The organism is Myxococcus llanfairpwllgwyngyllgogerychwyrndrobwllllantysiliogogogochensis, from assembly GCF_006636215.1.
Classification (GTDB): Bacteria; Myxococcota; Myxococcia; order Myxococcales; family Myxococcaceae; genus Myxococcus; species Myxococcus llanfairpwllgwyngyllgogerychwyrndrobwllllantysiliogogogochensis.
Window position 1 is genome coordinate 1 of record NZ_VIFM01000040.1, and the last position, 21,035, is coordinate 21,035.

At 68.1% G+C, this 21,035-nt stretch carries 16 protein-coding genes and 1 pseudogene; 11 read left to right on the top strand and 6 right to left on the bottom strand.

From position 1 onward, the window contains the following. Nucleotides 1-399 (bottom strand): annotated as a pseudogene (locus FJV41_RS52180) (PaxA); the annotation flags it as partial. A 178-nt stretch (nucleotides 400-577) separates the two neighbouring features. Here FJV41_RS52180 and FJV41_RS12690 point away from each other — a divergent pair. The 3 genes from FJV41_RS12690 to FJV41_RS12700 all read left to right on the top strand — a co-directional run bounded on the left by FJV41_RS12690 (nucleotide 578) and on the right by FJV41_RS12700 (nucleotide 6,304). Continuing rightward, nucleotides 578-1,546 carry a hypothetical protein gene (locus FJV41_RS12690; RefSeq protein WP_141642720.1) on the top strand — a complete coding sequence of 323 codons (969 nt, stop codon included), beginning with the start codon at nucleotides 578-580 and terminating at the stop codon, nucleotides 1,544-1,546. 29 nt (nucleotides 1,547-1,575) lie between these two features. After that, complete coding sequence (locus tag FJV41_RS12695) at nucleotides 1,576-4,377, top strand: TonB-dependent receptor (protein WP_141642721.1); 2,802 nt, start codon at nucleotides 1,576-1,578, stop codon at nucleotides 4,375-4,377. Nucleotides 4,378-4,471: 94 nt separating this feature from the next. Continuing rightward, entirely contained in the window at nucleotides 4,472-6,304 is a 1,833-nt protein-coding gene (locus tag FJV41_RS12700) for a bifunctional metallophosphatase/5'-nucleotidase (protein WP_141642722.1), read from the top strand. A gap of 57 nt (nucleotides 6,305-6,361) precedes the next feature. On the opposite strand, the gene FJV41_RS12705 is transcribed toward FJV41_RS12700, so the two are convergent. After that, complete coding sequence (locus FJV41_RS12705) at nucleotides 6,362-7,249, bottom strand: M28 family peptidase (protein ID WP_141642723.1); 888 nt, start codon at nucleotides 7,247-7,249, stop codon at nucleotides 6,362-6,364. A 47-nt stretch (nucleotides 7,250-7,296) separates the two neighbouring features. On the opposite strand from FJV41_RS12705, the gene FJV41_RS12710 reads away from it, so the two are divergent. From FJV41_RS12710 to FJV41_RS12720, 3 genes are all read left to right on the top strand, one after another. Further along, nucleotides 7,297-7,950: a TetR/AcrR family transcriptional regulator C-terminal domain-containing protein gene (locus tag FJV41_RS12710; protein WP_141642724.1), complete on the top strand. Its 654-nt coding sequence runs from the start codon at nucleotides 7,297-7,299 to the stop codon at nucleotides 7,948-7,950. Between the two features lie 106 nt (nucleotides 7,951-8,056). Continuing rightward, nucleotides 8,057-8,542, top strand: coding sequence for a hypothetical protein (locus FJV41_RS12715; RefSeq protein WP_246137173.1), 486 nt, complete (start codon nucleotides 8,057-8,059; stop codon nucleotides 8,540-8,542). Between the two features lie 82 nt (nucleotides 8,543-8,624). Then, nucleotides 8,625-10,037, top strand: a complete 1,413-nt coding sequence (locus tag FJV41_RS12720) for a serine/threonine protein kinase (protein ID WP_181790591.1) — start codon at nucleotides 8,625-8,627, stop codon at nucleotides 10,035-10,037. Nucleotides 10,038-10,074: 37 nt separating this feature from the next. Here FJV41_RS12720 and FJV41_RS12725 read toward each other — a convergent pair whose 3' ends face one another. Continuing rightward, nucleotides 10,075-10,713, bottom strand: a complete 639-nt coding sequence (locus tag FJV41_RS12725; RefSeq protein ID WP_141642726.1) for a glutathione S-transferase family protein — start codon at nucleotides 10,711-10,713, stop codon at nucleotides 10,075-10,077. A 257-nt stretch (nucleotides 10,714-10,970) separates the two neighbouring features. Between FJV41_RS12725 and FJV41_RS54580 the strand changes: the two genes are divergently transcribed. Then, complete coding sequence (locus FJV41_RS54580) at nucleotides 10,971-12,329, top strand: M57 family metalloprotease (protein ID WP_141642727.1); 1,359 nt, start codon at nucleotides 10,971-10,973, stop codon at nucleotides 12,327-12,329. Between the two features lie 115 nt (nucleotides 12,330-12,444). Here FJV41_RS54580 and FJV41_RS12735 read toward each other — a convergent pair whose 3' ends face one another. Both FJV41_RS12735 and FJV41_RS12740 read right to left on the bottom strand, forming a co-directional pair. Beyond that, nucleotides 12,445-13,032, bottom strand: a complete 588-nt coding sequence (locus tag FJV41_RS12735) for a YdeI/OmpD-associated family protein (RefSeq protein WP_141642728.1) — start codon at nucleotides 13,030-13,032, stop codon at nucleotides 12,445-12,447. Next, nucleotides 13,019-13,447 carry a VOC family protein gene (locus FJV41_RS12740; protein ID WP_141642729.1) on the bottom strand — a complete coding sequence of 143 codons (429 nt, stop codon included), beginning with the start codon at nucleotides 13,445-13,447 and terminating at the stop codon, nucleotides 13,019-13,021. Before FJV41_RS12740 ends, FJV41_RS12735 begins: the two co-directional genes overlap by 14 nt. Nucleotides 13,448-13,524: 77 nt before the next feature. Between FJV41_RS12740 and FJV41_RS12745 the strand changes: the two genes are divergently transcribed. The 3 genes from FJV41_RS12745 to FJV41_RS12755 all read left to right on the top strand — a co-directional run bounded on the left by FJV41_RS12745 (nucleotide 13,525) and on the right by FJV41_RS12755 (nucleotide 15,796). Further along, on the top strand, nucleotides 13,525-14,244 hold the full coding sequence (locus FJV41_RS12745) for a helix-turn-helix transcriptional regulator (protein WP_141642730.1): 720 nt from the start codon (nucleotides 13,525-13,527) through the stop codon (nucleotides 14,242-14,244). Nucleotides 14,245-14,420: 176 nt separating this feature from the next. Beyond that, complete coding sequence (locus FJV41_RS12750) at nucleotides 14,421-15,071, top strand: SRPBCC family protein (RefSeq protein ID WP_141642731.1); 651 nt, start codon at nucleotides 14,421-14,423, stop codon at nucleotides 15,069-15,071. Between the two features lie 53 nt (nucleotides 15,072-15,124). After that, a complete protein-coding gene (locus FJV41_RS12755; RefSeq protein ID WP_141642732.1) occupies nucleotides 15,125-15,796 on the top strand; it encodes a TetR/AcrR family transcriptional regulator in 672 nt (223 codons plus the stop codon). 5 nt (nucleotides 15,797-15,801) lie between these two features. Here FJV41_RS12755 and FJV41_RS12760 read toward each other — a convergent pair whose 3' ends face one another. Continuing rightward, nucleotides 15,802-16,221: an MAPEG family protein gene (locus FJV41_RS12760; RefSeq protein WP_141642733.1), complete on the bottom strand. Its 420-nt coding sequence runs from the start codon at nucleotides 16,219-16,221 to the stop codon at nucleotides 15,802-15,804. Nucleotides 16,222-16,535: 314 nt separating this feature from the next. Between FJV41_RS12760 and FJV41_RS12765 the strand changes: the two genes are divergently transcribed. Continuing rightward, nucleotides 16,536-21,002, top strand: a complete 4,467-nt coding sequence (locus FJV41_RS12765; RefSeq protein ID WP_141642734.1) for a hypothetical protein — start codon at nucleotides 16,536-16,538, stop codon at nucleotides 21,000-21,002. Nucleotides 21,003-21,035 lie beyond the last annotated feature (33 nt).

Consider the following 21,035-nt stretch of genomic DNA (forward strand, 5'->3'; position numbering starts at 1 on the left):
TCCCACCACTCCTCCGACAACCCCACCCGCTACCCCGCCGGCCACACCTCCCTCGACACCGCCCTCTTCGGGGGGCGCCTCGGGCTCCGGCTCCGCGGGCTCCGGCTCCGCGGGCACCTCCACGGGGACGGGTTTGACCTCCACGGGCGTGCGGAGCTCCGTCCGGGGCTTCTTCTCCACCTGACGAGGCGTCGTCCTGCTCGGCGCGGGTGGGGGCGGTGGAGGCGGCGGAGGCGGCGCCTTGACGAGGTTGAGCACCACCTCGATGGGCTGCTCCGCCTCGAGGGCGATGGGCTTCACCAGCAACATCAGCACCGCCACGATGCCGACGTGCACGGCAATCGAGAAGGCGGCAAAGCCGAGGATGCGCGAGGGAGGGTCGGTCTGCTGCGCGAACATGCCGGGGCAGGGCATACCACAAGCTGGGGAAGAGTCCTCGGGATGTAATCGTGCTGCACCAGCAGAACGGGGGGTCTGTCACGAGGACGCCACTCAACTGATACCTGAGGACCTGAGACTCGTGCTAGAGGGCCGCCACCTCGTCCCATCCCCAGAGGTTTTTTCCGTGCAGACAAAAATGAAGTGCGTACTCGGGCTCGCGGCAGCCCTGAGTGCGATGGCGTGTGGTGAGTCGAACGAGGAGGTCGGTGACAAGTACCAAGGAGTCATCGACGCCACGAACCTCGACTCCAAGTTCAGGCCCACCAGCGGCATCTACCGGCCGGCGGCGGCCCGGGTGAGGGGCACCAACGTGCCCTTCTACAACCTGGGACAGGTCGCGACCGAGCGCAAGGATGACCGCGGCGTGCTCACCAACTCGGGCGTCCCCGTGGACGAGACCGGACGTCCGTTCCTGCCCGCGAGCAGGGTGGTCGCCACCTCGTACGACTTCGCGGACGGCTGCAAGACGGGCAAGGCGGACTTTGACTTCCGCCTCGACAGCTACCCGGAGACGGTGCAGTGGCCCCTCTTCGCGGCGCTACCGCTGACCGTCACCGGCAACACCACGCCCCCCGTGCTGCCCCTGATGAAGGTGGCGCGCTGGACGGGCACGGGCGCCGAGCAGTGCAACTCCATCAAGGACGTGGCCTCGCTCACCAAGGGTGCCTTCGGTGGCGCCGCCGAGGAAGAGACGACGCTCGCCCTGCGCGCCATCATCGACGTGTCCGCGCAGCTCAACCCCCTGCGCACGGGCTCCGAGTTCAAAGCCCAGGGCGGCTGGTACCGCGGCCTGCAGCTGGCCTACCTGGACGGCGGCCCCGTGCAGGTGGATGAGACCGGCAACGTGCGGGTGATGGACGGCGTCCTGGTGAGCCCGCCGACGGGCGCGCCCACCACGGAGACGCCCGTGTACCTGTTCTCGGCCCTCCCCGGCGAGGAAGGCTGGTCGCCGGTGGTGCGCCTGCGCACCTTCACCGCGACCGCGGCGAAGCCCGCCTCCAGCTACACCGGTCTGTGCGTCGACACCTGCGCGGAGACCGAGCTCAACCTCTCCACCGTCACCCGGTACGCCGGCGTGCTCTTCGTCGTGGGGAGCACCCTGTGAGCGCCACCCTTTCTTCCCAGAGCCCTTCCATGAAGACGCCTTTCTTCCGGGGCGGCGGCGCGCTCGCGCTGCTGCTCGCGCTCGTCGCGGCCCTCCCCGTGCCCGCCCTCGCCGCGGGCCAGAACTACGGCCGCATGGCCGGCTACGTCTATGACCCGACGGGCGCCCCGCTCGCCGAGGTGCCCCTCACCGTGACGGGCCCGGCGCTGCTGCAGCCCCAGTCGCGCACCAGCGGCGAGGACGGCCGCTTCGAGTTCGACACCCTGCCCCCGGGCGAGAACTACACCCTGGAGGTCAACGTCCCGGGCTTCGCCCCCATCAAGAAGACGGGCATCACCGTCCTGCTCGGCCAGGCCTCGCAGGTGGACGTGAAGCTGGAGGTGTTCACCGAGCAGACGGCGGTGGCCACCTACGAAATCGTCGAGAAGGTCAACCCCATCATCAACCCGGACTCCGCGCAGATGGGCGCGGTGATGAACGCGGAGAAGGCGGCCACCTCGCCCGTCTTCACGCAGGTGCAGGCCATGCCCCAGCTGGTGGCGGGCGTGGGCAACGGCAACGCGCCCAGCCTGCGCGCCGGCCTGTCGCGCTACGGCAAGTTCTTCATCGACGGCATGGACACGTCCGACGTGGTGGACGGCAGCATCAGCTCGCCGATGAGCTTCTACGCGGTGGAGAACTTCGAGGTCATGACCGGCGGTCTGGACGCCCAGTACAACTCGCTGGGCCTCATCCAGAACGTCGTCAGCAAGAGCGGCTCCAACAAGTTCACCTACGACGTGACGATGATTCTCTCGCCGGCGTGGGCCAACGCGAAGTACCGGGGCGCGGCCAACCAGAACCCCAACGTGGCCAACTACACGCAGAACGAGGTGCCGCTGTCCGAGACGGCCTTCTACAGCCCCCTGGTGGGCGTGGGCGGCCCCATCATCAAGGACAAGCTGTGGTTCTACGTCTCCGGCCAGTGGAACTTCTCCCAGCGCGACACGCCGCTGGGTGAGGAGAGCCGCACGACGGACACGCAGACGCGCCTGGCCCGCCTGAAGCTCACCTGGCAGCCCACGCCGAAGGACCGCCTGTCCCTGGCGTTCAACTACGACAACAACACCATCACCAACCAGGTGGCCTCGACGTTCGCCGCCCCGGAGGCGGAGACGCAGATCGACCGCGGCGGCTTCTTCGCCATCGTCAACTACGACCGCAGCATCTCCGACAACGTCCTCTTCCAGCTCCAGACGGGCACCACCTTCAAGGACATCTGGCAGGGCCCCATCGACGAGGACTCGCAGGAGATTTCCCACACCTACAACAGCGTCACGTACCGGAACGCCGGCGCGCTGCGCAACGAAGTGGGCAACCTGGTCACTGAGAAGCGCATGCGCTACCAGTTCGACCCGACGCTGCTCTTCAAGCTCAAGAACCACCAGATGAAGGCGGGTCTGCAGTTCAGCTACCTGAGCGGCGACAAGACCACGCAGGTGATTGGCAACCAGCGCTTCAATGACCGCAACGGCGAGTGCAACCCCGAGGACCCGTCGACCTTCCAGTTCTGCAACGAGCGCCTGGACTTCTACAACACCGACGGCGCGCAGGCCCCGCTGACCACCGAGGCGGGCACCCTCATCTCCAGCGCCTTCCTCCAGGACCGCTGGAACGTCAACCGCTACCTCACGCTGGTCGCGGGCCTCCGCGCGGACGTGGGCCGCCTGTATGGCGACGACAACCAGTTCATCACCAACCTGGTGGGCGTGGGCCCGCGTCTGTCGGCCACCTACGACTTGTTCGGCAACCGCAGCACGCTGGTCAAGGTGCACTACGGCCGCTCCAACGAAGTGGGCGACGTCTTCATCGCGCAGCACGCCAACCCGGAGCTGACCACGGTGCGGTCCACCTTCGCCGGTGGCGCCTTCGCGGACTGTGCGCCGGACACCGTCGGCAACCCCCAGTGCAGCGTGTCGGGTGGCGCTTCTGGCCGCTACTTCGACAAGACGAGCCACACGCCGCCGCACGTGGACGAGCTCGCGCTCGGCCTGCACCACGCCATCACCGAGGGCTCCGTCATCGGCATCGACCTCACCTACCGCAAGTACGCCAACATGTGGGTGGACGAGGAGATGAACCGCGTCTGGGATCCGTCCGGCACGCGCGTGGTGGACTACGTGGACGGCGTGAACCACACCATCGTGAAGATCCACAACCCGGATGACGCCTGGCGCGACTACAAGGGCATGGACCTGTGGGCGCAGGGCAAGACGGGCCCGTGGGATCTGCTCGCCAGCTACACCCTCGCCTACAGCAACGGCACGGTGGGCGACTACTTCGACGGCTACGGGGTGAACCCGCGCTTCAAGCGCTTCTTCGAGGGTCCGTCCCCCGAGGACATCCGCCACACCATCAAGGGCGCCATCGGGTACACCACGCGGTTCGGTCTCGATTTCGGCGTGCGGTTCAACTACCGCACCGGCGCGCCCATGTGGATGTTCACCGAGGGCACGGTCGACCGGCAGCGCGTGTCTCGTTCGGAGCGCGGCACCGGCCACTCCTACAACACCAACACCGGCCTGCCGGACTTCAATGACCCGGCGGCCATCTCCGAGCTGCGCCAGCCGAGCCAGTTCATGTTCGATGTCCAGGCCCGCTACGACCTGAACCGCATCGTGAAGACGCAGGAGACCAAGATGGAGCTCACGCTCATCATGTTCAACGTCCTGAACAACAGCGACGTCACCTTCGTGCAGGAGCAGTACCGCCCCACGAACAACCGCTTCGGCACGGCGACCAGCCGCCGCAGCCCGATGCAGGCCGAGCTGCTGCTGCGCGTGCGCAACTAGCCACACCCGCGCACTTGGGGCCCTCGCTTCCGGAAGTCCTGCTTCGGAAGCGAGGGCCCTTGAATCCGGCGGGGACACCGTTCTAGACGGGCGTGTGACTTCCGCCATCCGTCCCTTCCGCCTCGGGCTGCTGTCCGCCCTCCTCGCCGCCTGCGCCTCGTCCACTCCGCCCGTGCCGGAGGCCGCTCCGGTGGCGCCCGCGCCCCCGAGCGAGGTGAAAGCCGCGCCGGCCCCCCTGCGCATCACCGTGGTGGGGACCAACGACTTGCACGGCTGGGTGATGCCCTCCCGCGCCACGCTGCCCGACGGCACCGGGGTGGACCAGGGCGGCCTGGCGACGCTCGCGGGCTACGTGTCCATCCTTCGGGCGGAGAATCCGGACGGCGTGCTGCTGCTGGACGGAGGCGACCTCTTCCAGGGCACCCTCGCCTCCAACCTCACCGAGGGCGAGGTGGTCATCAGCGCGATGAACACGCTCGCGTATGACGCCTCGGCGCTCGGCAACCACGAGTTCGACTACGGGCCCGTGGGGCCCCGCTCGGTGGCGCTCGACGGGGATGACCCGTTCGGCGCGCTCAAGGCGCGAATCGCCCAGGCACGCTTCCCGGTGCTCGGGGTCAACGTCACCGACAGCCAGACGGGCGCGATTCCCACCTGGCTTGGCAACGAGGGCATGCGGCTGGTGGAGCGGCGCGGGGTGCGCATCGGCATCCTCGGCCTGGCCACGCCCCACACCCCGCAGGTGACCAACCCCGTGAATGTGGCGAGCCTGCGCTTCGCGCCCCTGGCTCAGTCGGCGCTCGCCGCGGCCCAGGCCCTGCGCGCGCGCGGGGCCGAAGTGGTGGTGGCGGTGGCGCACGCGGGGGCGGTGTGCAAGCGCCAGGACGACCCTCGCGACGCCTCCTCTTGCGACCGCGGGGACAGCGAGATTGTGGAGCTGCTGGAGACCCTGCCCGAGGGGACGTTGGACGCGGTGGTGGCCGGGCACACGCACCAGCCCGTGGGCCACTTCATTCGCGGCACGCCGGTCATCGAGACGTCGGGCCGGGGCCGCGCGTTCGGGCTCGTGGAGCTCTTCGTGGACCCGGTGACGCGCAAGGTGCTCCCCGAGCAGACCGTGCTTCAGGGCTCCATCCCCGTGTGCGCGCGCATGGACGCGACGCTGGGCACGTGTGACGAGCGGAAGCTGAAGGCGGCGAAGAGCCTGGAGCTGGTCCCCGCCACCTTCCGGGGGCGCCCGGTGGTGGCCGACGCGGCGATGGAGTCACAGCTCACCGCGGCGTTCGCTCGCGTGGAGCAGGAGCAGAAGCGCTCGCTGGGCGTGCGTGTTCCCACCGCGCTCACGCGCAACTATGACGCGGAGAGCACGCTCGGCAACGTGCTGGCGGACGCGCTGCGCGAGGTCTCCGCGACGGACGTGGCGGTGATCAACAGCGGCGGACTGCGCGCGGACCTGCCGGCCGGCGAGCTCACCTACGGCGCGTTCTACGAGGTGCTTCCCTTCGACAACACCCTCGCCGTCATCACCGTCTCGGCGGCGGAGCTGCGCAAGCTGCTGGAGGCCGGCTTTGGGCGCAAGGGCGTCCTCCAGGTGTCGGGACTGAAGGTGCGGGTGGAGCTGTGCAACGGGGCCTCGCGGCTCACCTCCGTCACCCTGCCGAATGGGAAGCCGCTCCCGGCCAACAAGCGATTCCGCGTGGCCATGCCGGACTTCCTGGCGCGCGGCGGTGGTGGGCTGGAGGACGTGCTCAAGACGCTGGCGCCCGGGAGCATCGACCTGGGTGAGCGTCAGGCGCTGACGCTGCGCGACGCGCTCGTGGAGCACTGGAAGACCCGGGGCAAGCCGCTGGCGGCTCCCGCGCTCGGACGCATCCAGCGCGACACCGCGACGGCCGGGTGCCCCGCCGAGGCCGCAGGGAAGCCCTGAGGGAGCAAGTCCCAGGGGCGCCCGCGCGCAAGGGTTTGCTTGCGCGCGGCGCGAAGGTCAGACGACTCCCTTGGAGACCACCGCGTTGAGCAGCACGGACACCTCTCGCATGAACCCGTAGTCGAGGGTGTCCGGCGTATCCGTCGAGCAGTGGTAGTGCGGGTTGCGAAAGTTCCCGGTATCGGTCCAGAGCACAGCGGGTTTCCCGGCGGTCCAGAACGGGAAATGGTCACTGCGCATCAGGTCGGGCAGCAGGACGTGGAGCGGTCCCCACGTCTTCGCCGTCATCAACCGCAGCCCTGGCGACTCGGTCGAGTTGACGGCACGGTCCATGATGGCGTTGGAGCGACCCTTCCCCACGAGCCCGAGGAAGTCGGGCGCCCTGAGGCTCTGGGGGACCCACGGAAACGGCAGCGCCTGGACAGGGCCTGAGCGTTTGCGAAAGCCGACCATCTCGAGCACGTGCGCCATACCTAGCTGGCAGGGAAGCGCCGGCAGTCCATGGGCGACGAAGTCACGGCTGCCCAACAGCCCATCCTCCTCCGCGTTGAACCCGATGAAGCCCACGTGCGGGCCCGCGTCGGATTGCGCGAGGACCCGCGCACACTCCAGCATCACCGCCAGGCCGCTCGCATTGTCATCGGCACCGGGGCAATCCGGAACGCTGTCGTAGTGGGCGGCCACGAACGTCACCGGCCTGCCCTTCGCGTGTCGAGGCAGCGCCACGACGTTCCGATATCGACCCTGGATTCGCACCGACAGGCCGTAGCGCTCGAAGGCCGCCCCGAGCTCGTCGCGCACCCAGGCATTGTTCCGGGCGTTCGCGAAGAGGTGCCGGGGAACCGCGAGATGTTCAACCCACTGGCGCAGGCGAACCTCATCCGACTGCGTGGCGCCGTGGGGCAACGGAGTGGCTTCCTCGACCGCTCGCTCTCGAATCCACATGATTGACTTACAACGTAAGCTTATGACGTAAGTCTGTCAAGGAAGCCATGAGACAGTCCAACAAACGCGAACCCCTTTCGAGAGAGCGCATCCTGCGGGCGGCACTGGGCGTCGTTGATAGCGAAGGGCTCGAGGCGATCTCCATGCGGCGTGTCGGGCAGGAGCTGGGCGTGGAGGCGATGTCCCTCTACAACCACGTCGCCAACAAGGCGGCCATCCTCGATGGCCTGTTCGAAATCGTCCTCGCCGAGATGCCCGCGGCGACGAAGGCGGCGACCTGGCAAGTCGCCCTTCGAGACAACGCGCGGGCCTTGAGGCTCGTGCTCCGCGCCCATCCGCACACGCTGCCGCTCTTCGCGACGCGCCCCGCCGTCACGCCTGCGTCCATCATCCACGTCGAAGCGGCGCTCGAGTTGCTCCGGAAGGCGGGCTTCAGTGCCGATGAGGCCCTCTGCACCTTGCAGGTGATGGTGGCCTTCGTCGTCGGCCACACTGTCGCGGGCTACTCGCCGACCCGGCCCGAGGAGGAGTCCCGGCCCGCCTACGAGCAGCTCAGCAAGCAGGACTTCCCGCGCGTCCATGAGCTGGTGGCCGTCCTCGCCCGACACGACATCGAGAAGGAATTCGAGTTCGGGCTCGAAGCCATGCTCGCCGGGCTCGAGGCGCGCCTCACGCGGCGCAAGGCTTCCCGGAAGGAGTGAGTCGGAGCCTGTCCGAATCAGGGCGGGGTTCGCCCTATATGCTCTCTACCGTGCGCGTTCAGTGGCCCCGAGGTGGGGCCTCGACATCCTGAACGGAGCGGCGCGCGTGCGGACACAGGGACAGAACGACGGGGCGGGAGACTTCGACTTCCTCATGGGAACCTGGCGGGTGCACAACCGTCGGATCAAGGAGCGGTTGAAGGGATGCACCGAGTGGGTCCCGTTCGAGGCCACCGCCGAGGAGCATCCCCTTCCGGGCGGGCTCGGCAATCAGGAGACCTATCGCAGCGACTTCTGGCCCGGCTTCGTGGGCCTGGCGCTCCGGGTCTACAACCCCGCGACGAAACAGTGGTCCATCACCTGGGTGGACAACCGGAACCACACCATCGACCCACCCGTGCTGGGCTCCTTCTCGGGTGACGTGGGCGTGTTCGAGACGAACGACACGTTCGAGGGCCGCGCCATCCGCGTGCGCTTCACGTGGACCCGACTGGGCCAGGACACCGCTCGCTGGGAGCAGGCCTTCTCTCCCGACGAGGGCCAGAGCTGGGAGACCAACTGGGTGATGGAGTTCACCCGCGTGAAGGCGTGAACGCCCCCAGGCCTCGGGAGGCGAGCTGTCGAGCTAGGCTCTCTTCACGCGGGATGAACCGCGCCTCCTCGCGAGAACCGACATGGCGTTGGGCGACCTGAATCCGGCGTACCTGCCCGTGGGGGCACGCGTGGGCCCCTGGCTCGTGCTGGAGCAGCTTGGACGCGGCGCTCACGGCACCGTCTATCGCGCGGTGTCCATGGGCTCCGGAGAGCCCTGCCCCTGTGCCCTCAAGCTCTCCGCGACACCACAGGACCCTCGCTTCCAGCGTGAGGTTGAACTCCTCGGCCTTCTTCATCACCCCAGCGTCCCGCGACTGCTGGGTCATGGAACCTGGGTGTCACCCGAGGGGCGGCCCCATCCGTACCTCGCCATGGAGTTGGTGGACGGCCCATCGCTCTATTCCTGGGCACGGCTCGTGCCGTCGACACCCCGCCGCGTGCTCCGAGTCCTCGCGGCACTCGCTCGCGCACTCGAGGCCGTCCATGCCGTGGGTGGCGTGCACCGAGATGTGAAGGGAACCAATGTCCTGGTGCGCTCCGCTGATGAGCATGTCTTCCTCACCGACTTCGGCTCCAGCACACACCGGGGCGCTTCCCGCCTGACGTGGCGTGAGCCTCCCCCCGGAACCTCTGCCTACCGCTCCCCGGAGGCCTGGCGCTTCGTGACCGAGACCTCCCCTTCCAGGGACGACCCCTACACAGCGGGCCCGGCGGATGACGTCTTTGCCCTGGGGGTGAGCGCCTATCGGCTGGTCACCGAGCAGTACCCGGCCTCGTGTGACCCGCGCGATGCGGCCTCCCGCTGCTGGTACGACACGTCCGACAAGGCGACGGGCGCCCGCCCTCCTCATGCCCTCAACCCGCGATGCCCCGATGAGCTCAGTCGCCTCATCACCCGGATGCTCTCCCTCCAGCCCGCCGCGCGTGGCAGTGCCCGCGAACTGGGTGAAGCCCTGGAACAGGCAGCCAGGGAGCTGGGGCCCAAGGCGGACGCGCAACTCCACCTCTGGAAACTGCCGCCCGTCAGACGTCGTGTCGTCCCGCTGACCTGGCGCCCCTGGCTCGCGGCCGTGGGCCTGTGCTGCGCACTTGGCTCGGGTGCCATCTGGCGCTGGCGTACCGTGTCCGACAGCAAGTCCTTGGAGGCATGGACGGAAGCGAATCAGCACATGGGCGATGCAGACACGGTGGCGGTCGGCGACTCCGCGATGACCTCTCCCGTGTCCGCCTTGGACCTGCCGTCCATCTGGATGACGCTCGCCACGGACATGCCCACGACACCATTTCCGGGGCAACTTCGTCCGGACTCCAGCGGCCGATGTCCCCGCCGCTCCCAGGTCGCCCTGCGGGGTGGGTGCTGGCTCAAGCTCGATGTCCCGCTGAAGGACTGTGACGACGACAGCTACGTCTACAAGGGCGCCTGCTACTCGCCCGTCTTCCCGCCGCCGCGACCCGCGACCTCGAACCCCGCGACCCGCGACGGAGGCTTCTAGGCTTCCGCTCCGACGGGGATGACGACGCGCCTTGCGCTCAGCCCGCTTCGACGCGGTCACAGTAGGCGTCGAACACCTTCTTCCAGGCCGGGCGCGCGATGCAGCGCCTCTGAAAGGCGAGCACGTTGGGATGGTCCTTGACGACACTCTCGTCGATGCCGGCGCCCAGCACATGCGTCATCAAGAGGTCCGCGACGGTGAACTCGTCGGTCGCGATGAACTCCCTGCCCTCGAGCCAGCCGTCGAGCTGCTTCAGGCGCATGGCCCCCCACCGGTGAAGCGCATCGCTTCCCTGGGTACCCTTGCCGCCGTTCAGGTCGACGAACCACGCGGTCAGGAGCGGGACCTCGATCGTGTTCAGCGCCGCGACGCACCAGCGCAGCACCTGCGCTTCGCCGGCGAGGTCGCGCGGCATCAGCTTGCCGCTCTTGCGCGCGAGGTAGAGCAGGATCGCGCCCGACTCGGTGACGACCACGCCGTCGTCGTCGATGACCGGAATCTGTCCGAACGGATTGAGCGCGCGATACGCGGGCGCATCAAGGTCGTGCCGCGGATGATCCATCCCCACGATTTCGTATGGCAGCCCCATCTCCTCCAGCGCCCACAGCACGCGCAGGTCTCGGGTCTTGCCACGGGCCATCTTGTTCACTCGGGAGAAGCCGTAGACCTTGAGCATGCGCGAATCCTACTTCGCGCGGATGGAGCGTCCAGGTCTCGTTGGGCTGCAGCGCACCGCCGATTCTGGTCCTCTCTGGATGACCCGCGTCAGGGTGAAGAGGCATTCGCCTCGCGATCCATCCAGACATCAACAGTCAGTCAGGCTTTCACGACATTGCCGGCCTTGAACAGGGAAATGCTTGGTGGGCCGTCGCGCTGTGTCGCCTGGCCTGTCAGGCGGACGGCGCATCCCCGCTGTCCGCGAAACGAGCCCCCATGTTCAAGAAAGCGGCAGTCCTCGTGGTGAGCTGTGGCGCGTTGCTGGTCGGCTGCGGCCCGGACCCGCAGGCAGAGAACGAGGAGATCATCTCCAACCTGCTGGAGGCCGGCTTTCCGGCCGACGACATCCTGGTCGCCGACGACGCCGTGTATGTGGGCCGTGACGCGCATGTGACGCTCGAGGCGTCCCGGGAGATGCTTCAGGTCCCCCTGGAGAGCGAGGAGCAGTACCGCACGACCAACCTCGTCGGTTCGAGCGTGACCAGGATTTGCGTCAACTCCACCGCCACCTTCGACAGCTACCCGATGCTGAGCCAGGGGCTCGACCTGGCCATCGCCAACTACAATGAGCGGGGGCTGCGAATCACCTTCGCGCGCGGACCGGCCACCGGCTGTACCGCGAACATCACCGCGCAGACCACGTCCGGCACCGGAGGCTCCGCCGGCTTCCCCTCGGGCGGGCTGCCCTACGGCATCATCAACATCGGCACCGGTCTGAACGACTACAGCGCCGATGTGAACGAGCACGTCATCACCCACGAGCTGGGCCACGCGGTCGGCTTCCGCCACTCGGACTACTACAATCGCAGCATCAGCTGCGGCGCTGGCGGGGACGAGGGAGACGCGGGCGTGGGCGCCATCCACATCCCCGGGACTCCGACCACGGCCGTCGTCGGCGGCTCCGTCATGAACTCCTGCTTCCGCTCCACCGAGACTGGCGAGTGGACCAGCTCCGACAACACCGCGCTGGACGCCCTCTACGGAGGCACGGTCCCGAGCTGCTCCAGCTACAACTTCATGTCCTACCGTGGGCAGAACGGGACGCAGATTCGATGCAGCTGCCCTGCCGTGAGCGGGGGCGTCGTGTGGGGCACGGACCTCTATACCGATGACTCGAATGCCTGCGCCGCCGCGGTGCATGCGGGCGCGATTCCCGCCACCGGAGGAACAGTGGTCGTCGTCATCCAACCGGGACAGAGCAGCTACACGGGCACCACTCGCAACGGCATCACCACGCTCTCCTACGGCGCATGGGGAGGGAGCTTCTCATTCCAGCTTCCACCGGCGCAGAGCTGCTCCAGCTACAACTTCACGTCCTACCGTGGGCAGAACGGGACGCAGATCCGGTGCGGTTGCCCGGCCGTGAGTGGAGGAGTCCTGTGGGGCACGGACCTCTATACCGATGACTCGGATGCCTGCGCGGCCGGGGTGCATGCGGGAGTGATTCCCGCCACGGGAGGCACGGTGGTCGTCACCATCCAACCGGGACAAAGCAGTTACACCGGCACCACTCGCAACGGCATCACCACGCTCTCCTACGGCGCCTGGGGAGGGAGCTTCTCCCTGGGCAGATAGTCGCCACGTTGGCTGACGGCATGGAGGCGGGTCGGTAGGGGAAGCGCCACCGGCTCTTCATCGCGGACATGACCCTCCCGGGGGGTGCGGCAACTCCCGGGGGCGTGTAGACGACTCAAGGGTCTTCGGAACCGAGCGAGTCGACGATGCGCCGCACCTGCTTCGTGCGGCCCGTCTCCGTGCGCGTCGTCACGATCTCCAGGATGAGGGCATACCGCCGGGTCTTCCCGAGCGCCTCGAAGGCTCGCGCGGCCTGGGGGTTCGCGGACAACGCGGCCGTCAGGTCGCTGGGGACGGTGGCGTTCCGCTGCGACTCATAGGCGGCGGCCCAGCGCCCATCGGCCTTGGCGGCTTCGACTTCGGCGAGCCCCGCCGGTCGCATCCGGCCCTCGGCGAGCAACGCCTCCACCTTCCGCACATTCACGCGCGACCAACGGCTGCGCGGCCGGCGCGGCACGTACTTCTGGAGATAGAAGCGGTCATCGAGGGACTTCCTCAGGCCCGATATCCAGCCGAAGCAGAGCCCCACGTCGACCGCCTCGTCGTCCGTCAGCGAGGTGATGCCCGTCCCCTTCTTGGCCAGCTTCAACCAGACCCCCTCGGGCGCGCCGCCGTTCTCCTCCAGCCACGCCTCGAACTCCGCCACGCCGCGAAACGCCCTCACCGGGGCCTCGGCGACGGCACCTCGCTCAGCGCGCGGCATCACGGGCTCCGAGGACGTCCAGGTAGTGCCGATTGAACATGACACCCAGCACGTTGCCGAAGGGGTCGATGACCGACGCCGTGACGAAACCGGGGCCCCGCTCGGTGACGCCCTCGAGGAGCTCGGCCCCCTGCGCGAGCAGTCGTGAGAGCGCTCCGGCGACGTCATCGACGTGCCAGTAGACGACGGCCCCACCCCGGCTCGTGGCGATTCCAGGGGGCGCGAACCGTCGGTCGATGATGCCCAGCTCGTGCTGATAGTCACCGATGCGGTACTCGACGTAACCGGGGCCTCGCCCGGCGGCCTCGCTGCTGAAGTAGGGCTCCACGCCCAGCAACTCCGAGTACCAGCGGGTCGCCGCCCGGAGGTCGTCCGCCCAGAGGTTGATGGTGCTCATTCCGCGCATGAAGGTCATGGGTCTCTCGTGTCCGGGGCCGCGTTCGTTCGCGACACAGTGACCATCCCCCCTAAAGGTGACAGAATGAGTCACGTTTGAAACGCGAACCCGTCATCGACCGCCTGGACCGCGTCCTCGGCCTCCTCGCCTCACGCCCATCGTGGACCGCACCAGAACTGGCGGAGGAGTTGGGCGTCTGCGTGCGGACCATCCGCAGAGACCTGTCCCGGCTCGCGGCCCGCGGTGTCCCCATCGAGTCCGACGCGGGGCGAGGCGGTGGCGTGCGCGTGCCGCCACGAACGGGGCTTGGGCGCGTTCAGCTCGACACCCGGGAAGTCCTCGACCTCATGCTCGCCCTGGCGCTCGCGGAGCAACTGGGCTCCCCCCTGTTGCTCTCCACGCTCAAGGGCTTGCGGCAGAAGCTCTCCGCCTCGTTTCCACCGGAGGAGCGCACCCGGGTGAGCGGGCTGCGCCGGAGGATTCTGGTCGGCCCCAGCTCGCGGAACGTCGCCGCGACGTGGAAGGCCCCCAGCCTCGCGGTGCTCCGTCCCATCCATGAGTCGTTCTTCGAGCAACGCGCGCTGGAGCTGACCTACCGCTCGAACGACGCGAGCACGGTGCGCGTCGTGGAGCCGCACTACCTGCTGCTCAGTTGGCCCGCCTGGTTCCTCCTCGTCTGGGACCACCTGCGAGGCGCGGTGCGCATGCTCCGCGTCGACCGCATCGAGTCGGCGCGCGTCACCGAGTCGACGTTCCGCGTGAGGAGCTCGGAGTCGATGCTCGCCACGCTCGGCGATGTCTTCGCCGCGCTCTGAGCGACAGGGCCGCGAGGCAATCGCTTCACTCGCGTCAGCTCCGAGGCGCCCTGGCCTCGAATGGGCTGGGACGGATGCAACCAGGTCCCCGCTCAACCGGCGACTCGTGGTCGCCTTGACAACCCATGCCCTCACATCTAAATATCTTTTAGATTCGTCTTTCCAGGAGAACAGCCATGCCGCGGATCGCGACACCTGCCGTCACCCTGCTGTCCCTTGCCTGTGGTGTGTTCCTGAGCGCGTGCGCGACGCCCATCGGCTATGCGTCGGGGACTTCCGTCACGGAGCGAGACACCCTGCACCGCTCGACGCCGGCCCCCACCGTGGAGCCTGAGGCGCCGTTCATCGCGCACACGGTCGAGACCGACATCGCCGCGCCTCCAGAGGTGCTGTTGCCCTGGCTGGTGAATGTCCCGCTGGAGCGCATCCTGCTGGGAACCGAGAAGCTCGCCGGCATCGAGCGGACCGATGTCCTCTCCGCCGCCTGGGGCAGCCCTGGAGCGCGCCGGCGCGTGGTGCTGCGCGATGGGAACACCTCGCTCGAGGAGCTGCTCGTCGTCGAGGAAGGCCGTCGGTTCCAGTACGTCGTCTGGAATTTCACCAACGAGGCACGGCGCGCCGTCCAGTACGCGGTGGGCGAGTTCCGCTTCGCGCCGACCGCGACGGGGACGCACTTGACCTGGACCTATCGCTTCCGGGGCAATGGGTGGCCCACCGAGGGCATCCTCAAGGACTTCGTCGAGGAGGACTTCGCCGCATACATGAAGGTCGGCATCGGGCACATCCAGAAGGAGTCGACGCTCGACCTGACGGCACGCCGCGACTGACGACGCGTGTTGTCGCGGCCTATGCTCCCCACGAAGAAGATGGGAGTCACGTGGTGAGCACACCGAAGACGCGTCAGCCGGCAGCCAAGACGGCCAAGAAAGCCGCGAAGCCTCGCGGCTATCACCACCTGGATCTGCGCCGGGCGCTGTTGGACGCGGCCATCCAGTTCCTGAGGGAAGGCGACGTCACGGGGCTGACCATCCAGGTCCTCGCGCGGGCCGCGGGCGTGTCTCCCGGAGCGCCCTACCACCACTTCCCGGACAAGCAGTCGCTCCTGGCGGCGCTGGCCACCGAGGGCTACGACCTGCTCGCGGAGCGCGTCGCGCGGGCCGTGGCGAGTGAGCCCACCGTGGCGGGCAAGCTGACGGGTATCGCCACCGCGTATCTCTCGTTCGCGAAGGAGCACGCTTCGCACTACCGCATCATGTTCCTGCCCGAAATCGAGGACCGGGTGCGCTTCGCGTCCGTCCACGAGGCGTCCGACCGCTCCCTGCTGACCCTGTTCGAGGTGGTCGCCGAGGGCAACCCGGGGCTGCCGCCCGACGCCATCGTCGCCCGGGCCATCGCCGCGTTGTCCCTGTGCCATGGGTTCGCGTCGCTCCGGGCCGCGAGGGTGCTGGGAAACATCCCCGGCATTCCGAAGGTCGAGCTGCTCGAGAAGGTCGCCATCGCCGAGGTGGTGACCCTCGCGCTGGGAGCCGGACTGGGGCCCGGCTCGCGATGACCTGCTCAGAGCACGGCCATGGCCGCCCTGAACGTCAGTCCGACCAACGCCAGTGACGACAGCACGAAGAGCAAGAAGCGCAGCTCGATCTTGTTGATGAGCGCCTGCAACAGGCTGTGCACCACGCGCAGGCCCACGTAGCTCCAGGCCAGTATCAGGTTGAGGCCCGTTCCTTCGCCCAGCAGCGCCAGGGCCAGGGTGATGGCGTAGAAGATGGTGGGTTGCTCCATCAGGTGGTTGTAGTTGTCGGCCTTCCAGCGCACCTGGGCCGGCAGCTGGCTCATCTGCTCGCCGCGCGGTGCATACGGGTCGGGTTTCATGTTGGCCTTGAACATGGCCGGCAAGCGCGTGGCGTACATCCAGGCCCACATGACCATGGACCAGGACACGAGCGCGACGACGGGAGCGAGAATGGGACTGTGCATGGTTCCTTCCCTGCCCCATGCCGCGGCACGGCGCAACCCGTGGCGGAAGTGACGAAGACCTGGACCCGTTGACCCGTGGGCCAGATTCGACGCTGAGCCCGGGAGCACCGGGAGCGGAATAATCCCCGGGAATATCCGGCGCGGGCTCCGTTCCCATCGCTGACAGCCTTCACGACCCCGCCGAGGGCCCTCGCTCCCGTCAGAGCCTGGGCCCGCGCGGTTCCCATCGCAGTCCCTGACAGAGGGCGCCCTGGAAGCGCCCGGAGACCCGGGAGCCGCGCACACGCGGGTGCTCCACGGGAGGAGTGTGTTTCATGCGTCCGTCGAGCCCGTGGTGTCTCGCAGTCCTCTGTGCGCTGGTGGCCTGCGGCGAGGCCACCGAGGAGGAGTTGAACGGCGTGGAGGCGCTGTCGGAGGCCTCGCAGTCCCTCAATGGCGCGTGTGATGACACGCGGCTGGCCTGGGCCTCCGCCGGAGACCCGTCCAACATCTGCGCGGTGCCGTGGCAGTACGGGCTGGACTGCAACAAGTCCGGAACCAACGTCACCTGTGGCCCGTCCACCGGCTTCGAGACGATGACCTGCTACGACTACCCGACGTGCCGGCTGCCCCAGTTCGGCGTCCAGGGCCGCGCGACGACGAACTTCAGCCAGACAGTCACTTCCTGCACCGCGTACACGGAACAGGAGTGCAGACCCAAGCCGCACACGCCCGATGTGGAGCTCTGCACGGACGTCACCCGCTTCAACTGCGCCACCCAGTGCCTGGCCGCGGCGAACGCGAAGCGCAACAGCCTGCCGCTCGCGGACCGCAACCTCGTCGTCATCCAGTCAGTCCAGGGGGCCACCGAGCGGGAGGTCAACTCCGGCTCGTGCACCTTCACGCTGACCCTGTGGCCCACGTACATCGCCAAGGCGGACCCGGCCTGCGGTGCGTCCACGGGCAACCACTCGTGCCCGGACCCGTCCAAGCCCATCTACCCCACGTGCCGTCACAACAACTTCGGCAATGACGTGGCCACCGCCTGCAACGCGAACCCGCTGTTCCACCCCGCGGACACCTCGCTGAACTCCGTGAAGCTGGCCGCGGCCGCGAAGTGGGCGGCGATGACGCCGAAGAACTACGAGCCCTCGCCGCTCTATGTGCAGCAGCCGCTCTGCCGCACGTGTGACCACCTGACGCTCACCGCCGCCTCCACCGCCGTGCAGGTCACCGCCAAGTACGACTGTCTGGTGCAGCAGGGGCTCGCCTCGGGTCTCCCGGCCGGAGCCGGTGGCGCACAGCTCCGCACGGAGGTCGTCTCCCGGCTGAAGCTGCTCTTCGAGCTCCACGGACACCAACTGACGCCCGCGCAGGTGCAGTTCATCCGAGGCCTGTACCTGTCCGACCCGTCCGCCAACACGAACTGCAGCGCGGGCTTCATCCCGCCGTCCACGCCCGGTTGCGGCACCAGCCTGACGGCGCTCAACGCGTCGATGGACCTCTGCACCCGACTGTCCTCGTCCCACGTCCCCGGTATCTCCGCGCGCTCGCAAGCGGCCTATTGCGTGGGCCTGGCTTCGCAGGTCGCGGCGGTGCCCGCGGGCGTCTGCCAGGGTGACGTGTACCGCGAGAAGTACCACGCCATGTGGCTGAAGCTGTACGAGCGGACCCTCTCCGACATCCGCCGCGATGACGTCCCGAACGACACGCTCCAGCGCAAGGTCCCCAACGCGGACGACGTGCGCACCCACCTGAAGTCCATCAGCGACTGGTACGCGGTGCAGCAGGCGCAGATGTTCCCCGGCGCCCTCAACAGCCCGACGCTGATGAAGCAGCTCAGCGAGACGTTCGGCATGTTCTGGAAGGTCGCCTACGAGAACGCCCTCTTGAACGTGAACGGGCTGCCCCTGCACGCCCAGCCGCTCAATGCGGGGCTGCTCGTGGACCAGGCGGTGCTCAAGGCCACCCTGACGGGGACGCCAGCAATGAGCGGCCCTCCCCTGCTGATGCTTTTGGGTGATGGCTTCAGCGGCCTGTTCCAGCGCATGGAGGACTTCAGCTACCTGCATGACCTGGGCTGCCGCTTCAAGGGCTGCGCGGCGGGCACCGTGGACACCGAGACGGGGGAGCTGTGGGCCCTCTTCGGCGCCGTGCCGGAGGCCACCACGCTCCAGGCGGCGATTTCAGCGGCCAACAAGCTGAACACGGCCGGCGAAGACCACGCGGGCTGGGTCTCGGTGTTCGGCCTGCTGCACTCGAACCACGTCACCTTCACCCAGGCCGTCCTCTCCGCCACGGGCGAGACGACGTACAGCCCCGCCCTGCTCAAGAGCGGCGCCGCTGGCGCGCCTCCTCCGCTGGCCCGCTGGGCACAACTGGTGGAGAAGGCGGATGCGTATTCCAGCAGCTACGCCAAGTCCGGCTTCTTCGTCAGCACCACGCGCGACACGCTGAAGACGGGCACGGAGGAGTACAAGGCCAACTTCATCAACGACGTGGTGGCCACGCGCAAGAGCGCGCTCACGACGGCGCTGAACGAGTTCACCCAGCACCGCGCCGCGCTCATCAACGAGGTGCTCGGCGAGGTGGCCAACGCCGCCAACCAGAAGACGGTGCGGACCACGCTGGCGCGCAAGCTCAACGAGTTCTATTCGCTCAACGCGGACCTCGTCGGGCTCCAGGACAACCTGGAGATACAGCGGATGCAGTTCAGCGACTTCGCGGCGGCGTTCAACACCACGCTGGAGAACGAGTCGCCGAACCTGGGCACGGACATCCAGCGCGGCCCGGTGCAGGTGCTCAGCATCGGCGCGGATGAGGCCCGTTGGTCGCCGGGTGGGACGTTCAACATCCTCTCGCTCGCGGTGCGTCAGCCGGGGCCGGGCGGCGTCGGCGGTCCCCAGGCCTTCGGCATCCCCGCGCTGCGCGGCGAGCTGCTGAACTTCGAGGTGTCTGGAGAGTACACGCCGAGCTGCGCCATCTCCGGAGCGATGCTGCCCCATCCCTCGAGCGGCACGCCGTCCGCCATCAACCTGGGCAACGGCCAGGCCCTCACGGGACCCGGGGGCTACACCGTCACCTACTCCGGCAGTGGCTACGAAGCGGAGAGCGCGAACCTGTCCATGTTCTCGAAGAGCTCCGTGGAGACCCGGCTGTGCGCGGGCGTCAAGACGGAGGCCGGCGCGGAGTTCTTCGGCAACGGGACGACGGCGTACGTGTCGGCCGAGGCCTGCGTGAACAACTCGACGGGCATCGAAGGGACGTTCGACCAGCAGTCCGGCAGCGAGCAGCGCAGCACCGCCAGCTTCTCCATGGGCCTGCGCCTGCCGAACACGCCCTTCCCGAACGCGCCGGTGGGCAGCCTGCTGCTGGTGGCGATGACGCCGGGAGGCACCGGCCGCAACCACATCCGCGACGTGCAGGTGCTCCAGTCGCCCCACACGGGCGTCGTCGTGGAGGCGGACACCGACTACTTCCTGGTGGTGAACGACGTGGGCTCCTGCGCGGACGACCTGTCGCATCGGCTCACGGTGAAGAGCGTGCGCCTGATGCCCACCGGCGAAGCCGCCCGGGCGCTGGGCAAGGCCATGGCCACGGTGATGACCGAGCTGCGCGGGGCGACGCCCGCCTACGTGGAACAGGGGCGCGTGACGAGCAGCGAGCTGGAGGCCCTGCGCGTCACCGCCGAGTCCCGGTTGCTCCAGCAGTACAGCGTGGAGTGCCCGGGCTGCCAGATGAGCGGCATGCCAGACATCTTCAGCGCGCTCTTCGTCTCCTTCGCCACCCAGGAGCTCGCCCGGCTGGAGCGACTGGTGCAACTGCGCACCGTGGAGCGCGCCATCGAACTCCAACTGCTCGACATCCAGTCCCTGGCGGATGACCTGACGATGGGCGCCAACCAGGCACGGCTGCTGCGCCTCCTGCCGCTGTGGCGCCTGCGCAACCTGGATGGCGAGGAGCTGCGTGACAAGTCGCGCGCGCTGACGGGGCTCGTCACCGAGTACCTCTACCCGACGCTGGACCTGCGCCACCCCAGCTCGCTCGTGGGCTTGAAGACGAACGCGGACATCAACGCGCTGTTGCAGGCGAACTGGTCCGACGACTTCACGGTGCTCGCCGACAAGGCGCTCGCGGCCGTCACCGCTGTCGAGGGCGCCCTGGCCCAGGCACGCATCACCGACAAGCTGCCCAAGGACGTGGCGCTCGCCTTCGCCTTCCCCAACCCCGCGTTCAACATGCCCACCCAGTGGCACGCGGCGAACCCGGAGCGCTCGGAGACGCTGTGGAACACGCTCCTCTTGGGCACGGGCGAAGTGAGCATCACCCTCACGCCGGATGACCTGTACAGCGTGGGAGGCCAGGGTGGCGCGCTGCTCTGCCAGCACCACATGCCCATCATCAAGAACCTGGGCGTCCAGGTGGTCCGTCCCTTCAGCAGCACCAACGCGTCCGACTCCCAGGCGGGCCTGACGGTGCCCGTGCGGTGGGGCGACGTGCTGGCGTACCCCTCCACGGCGGGCATCAAGAACTACGTGATGCTCAACCAGGACTTCCTCGTGGGGGCTCCGCACCTGTTGTTCGGCAATGACATCGAGGTGCTGACCCTCTTCGCGCAGGACCTCCAGCAGCCGTTCGCGACCATCGCCGGCAATGGCCTGTCGCCCTTCGGCACCTTCAACATCCGACTGGGCAACGTGCCTCCCGCGCTGTTCGCCGAGGCCTCCGCGCTGGTCATCACGATGAAGGTGGACGTGCTGGAGCTCGCGACGCCGGTCTCTGGCGTCACCGTCTGCCAGTAGCCAGCGCCCATTCAACGGGGAGGGTGGAGCGAC